Origin of the sequence: Longimicrobium sp., from assembly GCF_036280135.1 — a bacterium.
Lineage (GTDB): Bacteria > Gemmatimonadota > Gemmatimonadetes > Longimicrobiales > Longimicrobiaceae > Longimicrobium.
Genome location: NZ_DASURI010000856.1, coordinates 1 through 5567, shown reverse-complemented (window position 1 = coordinate 5567; position 5567 = coordinate 1). Strand labels below are relative to the sequence as shown.

The following is a 5567-nucleotide window of genomic DNA, read 5'->3' as shown; positions in this document are numbered from 1 at the left end:
CCCCCGCGGCTCTGCGTGAGAACAATCCGTTGGTTCTTGCTCAGTTGTGCCCGGGCTCGGGGTCGAGCGCGGCGTCGCGCAGGGAGGCGGTGACCACGTCGGCCAGGCGCAGGTCGCGGGCGGCGCCGCCCGTGAGCGCGGGCACCTGCAGCCCGTCGAAGCTCACGCTGGCCACCAGCAGCGCGCCCCGCTCGCGCAGGCGCGCCTCGGCGGGGCTGTGGCGGGCGGCCACCTCGAAGCGGCCCCCGCACAGGTACACGCCGGCCGCGGGGAGTGTCCCGCGAGCCCGCACGGGGGCGTGCACGCGGTCTTCGTAGTGCGAGTCGAACTCGTCGCGGTCGTGCAGCTGCGATCTCATCCAGCCGTTCCGGGAACATCTGCTGCCGCGCGCGGGTCCGCCGGAGGGGCTCCGGCGGGCGGCGGCTCGGGCCTGTGGTACGCCCCAGCGCCGCTTTCGTGCCCGCTCCAAACCATCGGAACGACGGAGGGGACGCCCCGCGTCGGAGCGTCCCCCCCCTCGTCGTCATCGCCGGACCCGGTGGCTCAGCAGATGAACTCGCCGCGGACCTGGTAGTAGACCTTGTAGTTGTCCATGTTGATGGGATTGGTCGTCGTGGTACTGGACGGCGAGCTGCCCAGGACAAAGCGGCGAAAGGTGCAGCCGGCGTACGGCACGCCCGTGATGCGCACGGAGTTGTTCGCGGGCTTGTAGAACGAGTCGACGTCGCCGCCGGACTCCACGCGCCCCATCTCGAACGCGCCCATGGCCGGGTCGTCGGGCACGAGCTCCACCTTGACGTATCCGCCGGAGGTGAGGGACAGGGTCAGGTTGAGGCCGGATCCCGTGTACGTCAGATCCGACACCTGGTACGTGCGCGTCCACGTGGACGCCAGCGGCGCGTCCGGGACGGCCACGGGCGTGGCGACGTCGCGCCCGCACGCGGCCAGGACGGCGAGGACGAGGGGGACGATGCAGCGGCTGGTTCGCATCTGCCTGCTCCTTGGGGAGGGGATTGGTGACGTGCGCGGAACCGCGCGATTCTCATATATTCTGTCGCAAAGAGAGGATACGCACAACCCTCCAATGCCGCGCGCCTCGGGCCTCGTATTCCTGCTTGGTAGCGGAACGCGCTGGCGCGCAGGGTTTGCCACGGCGCAATGAACTCGTTGAAGTCTACACCCTCTCCCGCGCAGTTTGCGGGAGAGGGTGCGAGCGACAGCGAGCGGGTGAGGGCCCTACGGCCGAGGGACCCGGTCCAGCAGCACGGCCGCGCTGGCGGCCACGCCCACGCGCTCCAGCACGGCCAGGTGCTCCGGCGTGAGCAGGGCGCCCGGGTCGCCGCCCTCCGACACCAGCGCGCGCAGCCGCGGCCGCAGGTCCGCGGGCGAGTCGGCGATGGCGCGCTCCAGCTCCGCCACGGGATCCAGCCCCGCCAGCGGCACGTCGTGCCCCACCGCCAGCTCCGCGCGGATCCCCGCCGTCCCGTTCGCCTCCTCGCCGTCCGCGCGGCAGTCGTCCAGCAGCGCGCAGGCCAGCGCGTCCAGCCGCCGGCGCCCCTGCTCCGCATCCCCTTCACCCAGCCGGGCCAGCAGCGTGGCCAGGCGCGGCGACGGCGCCCTGCCCTGCTCCGCGATCAGCCCCAGCGTAAGGCCCAGGAACGCCGCGCGGGCGCGGTACTCGGGGTTGGGCCGGCCCACGACGGGCTCCGCGTCGTCCGGGCCCGCGTGCGCCATCTCCGCCAGCACGCCCTTGCCGGCCTCCTCCGCCTCCGCCGGTACGCTGCGGCGCAACGGGATCTCGCGCAGCAGCAGCGCCGCGACGAACGCGATGGCGACGAGGGGCAGCGTGGCCACGAAGACGGGGTGCAGCGCGCTGGCCAGGGCCGTCCGCACGCCCTCCAGCACCTGCGGCGGCAGCGACGCCAGCAGCCGCGGATCCAGCACGGCGCCCGCGTTCAGCTCGCCGCCGCCACCGCCGCCCGCCGGGAGCTGCACGCCGCCCGTCACGCGGGCCATCTCCCGCGCCATCCCCTGCGCCAGCACGGTGCCCAGGATGGCCGTCCCCAGGCTGCTGCCGATGGAGCGCGACAGCTGCGTGGTCGCCGTCGCCACGCCCAGGTCCTCGCGGCCCACGGCATTCTGCACCACCAGGACGAACGTCTGCATCCCCGCGCCCAGCCCCAGCCCGATGAGGATCATGTTGCGCACGACCTCGCCGTGGCTGCTGGTGCGGTCCATCCGCGTCAGCAGGAAGCAGCCGATGCCCAGCAGGGCGATCCCCACGAGGATGTTGATCTTGTAGCGCCCCGTGCGGCTGATAATGGCGCCGTTCACCGTGCTCATCGCCACGAGCGACAGCATCATGGGCGTGAGCGCCGCGCCGCTCCCCGTTACGCTGGCGCCCTGCACGCCCTGCATGAAGACGGGGATGTAGTAGATGGCCCCGAACATGGCCATGGCCACGCACAGCGTCGCCACGTTGCTGGCCGTGAAGATGGGGTTCTTCCACAGCCGCAGGGGCATCACGGGCTCCGCCGCGCGCGTCTCCACCCACAGGAACGCGGCCAGGAACGCGGCGCCCAGCACGAACATGCCGATGATCTCCGGCGAGCCCCAGGGAAACGTCGTTCCGCCCAGCACGATGGCCAGCAGGAACGACGTGAGCCCCACGGCCAGCGTGACGAAGCCCGCGTAGTCAATGCGGTGGGCGCGGCGCACGTGCGGCAGCTTCATGAACGGGATGATGAAGCCCAGCGCCAGCAGTCCCATGGGGATGTTCAGAAAGAACAGCCAGTGCCACGACAGCGAGTCGGTGATCCACCCGCCGATGAACGGCCCCACGACGGACGCCAGGCCAAACACGCCGCCCATGAGCCCCTGGTACTTGCCGCGCTCGCGGGGCGGCACCAAGTCGCCGATGATGGCCTGCGACAGCGGCATCATGGTCCCCATGCCGAACCCTTCCAGCACGCGGGCCAGCATGAACACCTCGAAGCTGGGCGCCAGCGCGGCCACGATGGACGAGGCCATGAAGACGACGATGCCGCCCACGTAGAACGCCTTGCGGCCAAACAGGTCGCTCAGCTTGCCCACGATGGGCACGATCACCGTGGACGCCAGCAGCGCCGACACGGCAATCCAGCTGTAGTGCTCCATGCCGCCCAGCGACGCCACGATGCGCGGCATGGCCGGCGCCACGATGGTCTGGTTGACGGCCGCCAGGAACATCCCCAGCATGAGCCCGGCGAACACCGTCCGTATGTTCTGCGGGCGCGCTTGCGCCCCCTCCACCACCGCCATTGCGCAGCCTCCCGTCCCTCGTCTCGTGATGCGGAGCCGGTCCGCGTTCGCATGAACTCTGCCGGTGCGCGATGCAGCGGCGGGAGAAGACGGTTTGCGCCGGCCCCGGCCCCCTGGAAAGAATCTGCCGATGGATCGTGACGAGGTGCTGCGTGGGTTTGCCGCGGAGTGCGGGGAGGATTACGTGGGCCTGTGGCAGCTCGCTCGCGCCCTGCCGGCGGACCTGCCGCGGGCGGCGCGGGAGGAGGAGGTCGTGTCGATGGTGAAAGCGCTGCTCGGCATGGGTGGCATTCGGCTCGGACAGTTCCACGACGGGGAGTTCTGCGCCTGGAACGGTGCGCAGTCGGAACAGCTGGAGCGCCTGCGCGGGGAGCTGGCCGCGCTCGGCCGGGATCCCGATATCGGGGAGGTGGCTTGGCTGACGCGGAATGACGGTGCCGCCTCGATCCGAAGAACACGCGACGCCGTGATCGTCCCTGCCTGTCATTCTGATTCTGAAGGAGGCGCCGTCGTGATCCCTCCCGGTCTGGATGGCGCCGACTGAAGAATCTGGTCGCGCCGCGCACGGCACTCGCCCGTGCACGGACCCCTCGCGCGAACTCAGCGCGCGGGCGGGACCACGCACTCCGGCGACCAGATTCTTCGCTCGGTCGGCGCCGGACGCATCCCGCACGGGACAGACCGAGACGGCGCCTCGGTCGCTCAGAATGACAGCGTGGGGCGGGAAACGGACAACGACAACGGCACGCATCGGCATGGCCGCGGGAGGCGGGCCACAAACACGACGGCGCCCCGGCGGATGCCGGGACGCCGTTGCAGGCTATTCCCTATTCCCTGTTCCCTATTCCCTGCCGTCTACACCACCGCCCGCCGCTTCGCGCGCGACCCGATGCTCGCGCCGACCCCCGCCGCGACCATCTGCAGCAGCAGGAGGCCCGCGTAGTACGCCTCCGAGCCCGTGACCCAGGCGCTGTCCGCGACGGTCTCACCCGCGAGCAGGTTGGCGGCGAACCAGACGAGGATGGAGACCACGCCCATGGCCACCCCGTGCAGGATGGGCGCGACGCCCAACCGCTGGCCCAGGATCCATCCGCCGACCCCGAAGCCCACGGCGATGGCGGCCGCGCCCAGCAGGCCGCTGCCCGTGCCGCTCTCCGGCTCCAGTCCCAGCGCCGCGAGCCCCACCGCGATGAGCGACACCACCGCCACGCTCACGAACCAGCCGAACAGCACTCCCGCGGGACGAACGTTCTGAAGGTGCTCCGTGTGCATGGGCTCGCTGTCTGGTGTGTGGAATCAGTCTCCCGCCTGGGCCGCCAGCAGCGCGTCCACCTCGTCCGTGGCCCCGTCCGCGGAGAGCAGCGCCTCCGCGAAGTCGAGCTGGCAGGGCTGGAACGACTGCCGGTGGTGCGGCGTGGGGCCCAGCCGCGTGAGCGCCCGCAGGTGCTCGCGCGTGCCGTAGCCCATGTTGCGCTCCCACCCGTAGTCCGGGTAGCGCCGGGCCAGCCGCGCCATCAGACGGTCGCGCGTGACCTTGGCGATGATGCTGGCGGCGGAGATGCAATGCACGCACCCGTCGCCCCCGACGATGGCCGTGTGCGTCTCCGTGCCCAGCTCCGGCACGGCCAGCCCGTCCACCAGCAGGTGGTCCACGTCGCCCAGGCGGGCGATGGCGCGCTGCATGGCCAGCGCCGTGGCGCGGCGGATGTTGATGCGGTCGATCTCCCGCGACGACGCGGCCCCGATGCCGAAGCAGAGGGCCGTCCCCACGATCTTCTCGTACAGGTCCAGCCGGCGGTCGTGGTTGAGCTTCTTGCTGTCGTCCACGCCGTCGATCCACGCCGACTCCGGCAGGATGACGGCCGCGGCCACGACGGGGCCCGCCAAGGGTCCGCGGCCCACCTCGTCCACGCCGGCAATGCGGATCATCCCGCGCTCCCAGAACCCCCACTCCGTCGCCAGCAGCTTGCGCAGACGCTGGGGAGAGGGCTTTCGCCGGCGCTTGGGGGCGGCCTTGGCCTTGGACTTCGAGGCGGGCATCCGGGACGCGTGTGAAGGAGCGGAAGTGGACAGGTGACGGAAAGAGGATAAAACAATTCGCTGCAACGCACAACGCCGTCTCCCCGTCCACCGCGCGTCCACGCCGTCCGTTCCCTTGCGCGGACGGCGGATGGCGATCATCGTACGCGTCGGCCCGCTGTCCACCGCCCATCCTCCTCCCGCCGCCCATCCCATGCTCCGTCCTTCCGCACGCCTGGCCGCCGCGC

The 5567-nt window shown here is 71.3% G+C and carries 6 protein-coding genes; 1 reads left to right on the top strand and 5 read right to left on the bottom strand.

Annotation, left to right across the window (positions count from 1 at the left end):
- Window positions 1-40: 40 nt before the first annotated feature.
- The 3 genes from VFZ20_RS27740 to VFZ20_RS27730 all read right to left on the bottom strand — a co-directional run bounded on the left by VFZ20_RS27740 (window position 41) and on the right by VFZ20_RS27730 (window position 3330).
- Window positions 41-358: a hypothetical protein gene (locus tag VFZ20_RS27740; RefSeq protein ID WP_329687211.1), complete on the bottom strand. Its 318-nt coding sequence runs from the start codon at window positions 356-358 to the stop codon at window positions 41-43.
- A 185-nt stretch (window positions 359-543) separates the two neighbouring features.
- Window positions 544-990, bottom strand: a complete 447-nt coding sequence (locus VFZ20_RS27735; RefSeq protein WP_329687210.1) for a hypothetical protein — start codon at window positions 988-990, stop codon at window positions 544-546.
- A 246-nt stretch (window positions 991-1236) separates the two neighbouring features.
- Window positions 1237-3330, bottom strand: a complete 2094-nt coding sequence (locus tag VFZ20_RS27730) for an MDR family MFS transporter (RefSeq protein WP_329687212.1) — start codon at window positions 3328-3330, stop codon at window positions 1237-1239.
- Between the two features lie 100 nt (window positions 3331-3430).
- On the opposite strand from VFZ20_RS27730, the gene VFZ20_RS27725 reads away from it, so the two are divergent.
- A complete protein-coding gene (locus VFZ20_RS27725) occupies window positions 3431-3844 on the top strand; it encodes a hypothetical protein (protein ID WP_329687209.1) in 414 nt (137 codons plus the stop codon).
- A 311-nt stretch (window positions 3845-4155) separates the two neighbouring features.
- Here the strand turns inward: VFZ20_RS27725 and VFZ20_RS27720 are convergent, their stop codons facing one another.
- Both VFZ20_RS27720 and VFZ20_RS27715 read right to left on the bottom strand, forming a co-directional pair.
- Window positions 4156-4572, bottom strand: a complete 417-nt coding sequence (locus VFZ20_RS27720; RefSeq protein ID WP_329687208.1) for a hypothetical protein — start codon at window positions 4570-4572, stop codon at window positions 4156-4158.
- A gap of 24 nt (window positions 4573-4596) precedes the next feature.
- A complete protein-coding gene (locus tag VFZ20_RS27715; protein ID WP_329687207.1) occupies window positions 4597-5340 on the bottom strand; it encodes a ribonuclease HII in 744 nt (247 codons plus the stop codon).
- Window positions 5341-5567: the final 227 nt, after the last annotated feature.

Excerpts from the sequence above, each read along its gene's own strand:
- VFZ20_RS27740 (WP_329687211.1), bottom strand. The coding sequence starts at position 358 with ATGAGATCGCAGCTGCACGACCGCGACGAGTTCGACTCGCACTACGAA.
- VFZ20_RS27735 (WP_329687210.1), bottom strand. The coding sequence starts at position 990 with ATGCGAACCAGCCGCTGCATCGTCCCCCTCGTCCTCGCCGTCCTGGCC.
- VFZ20_RS27725 (WP_329687209.1), top strand. The coding sequence starts at position 3,431 with ATGGATCGTGACGAGGTGCTGCGTGGGTTTGCCGCGGAGTGCGGGGAG.
- VFZ20_RS27720 (WP_329687208.1), bottom strand. The coding sequence starts at position 4,572 with ATGCACACGGAGCACCTTCAGAACGTTCGTCCCGCGGGAGTGCTGTTC.
- VFZ20_RS27715 (WP_329687207.1), bottom strand. The coding sequence starts at position 5,340 with ATGCCCGCCTCGAAGTCCAAGGCCAAGGCCGCCCCCAAGCGCCGGCGA.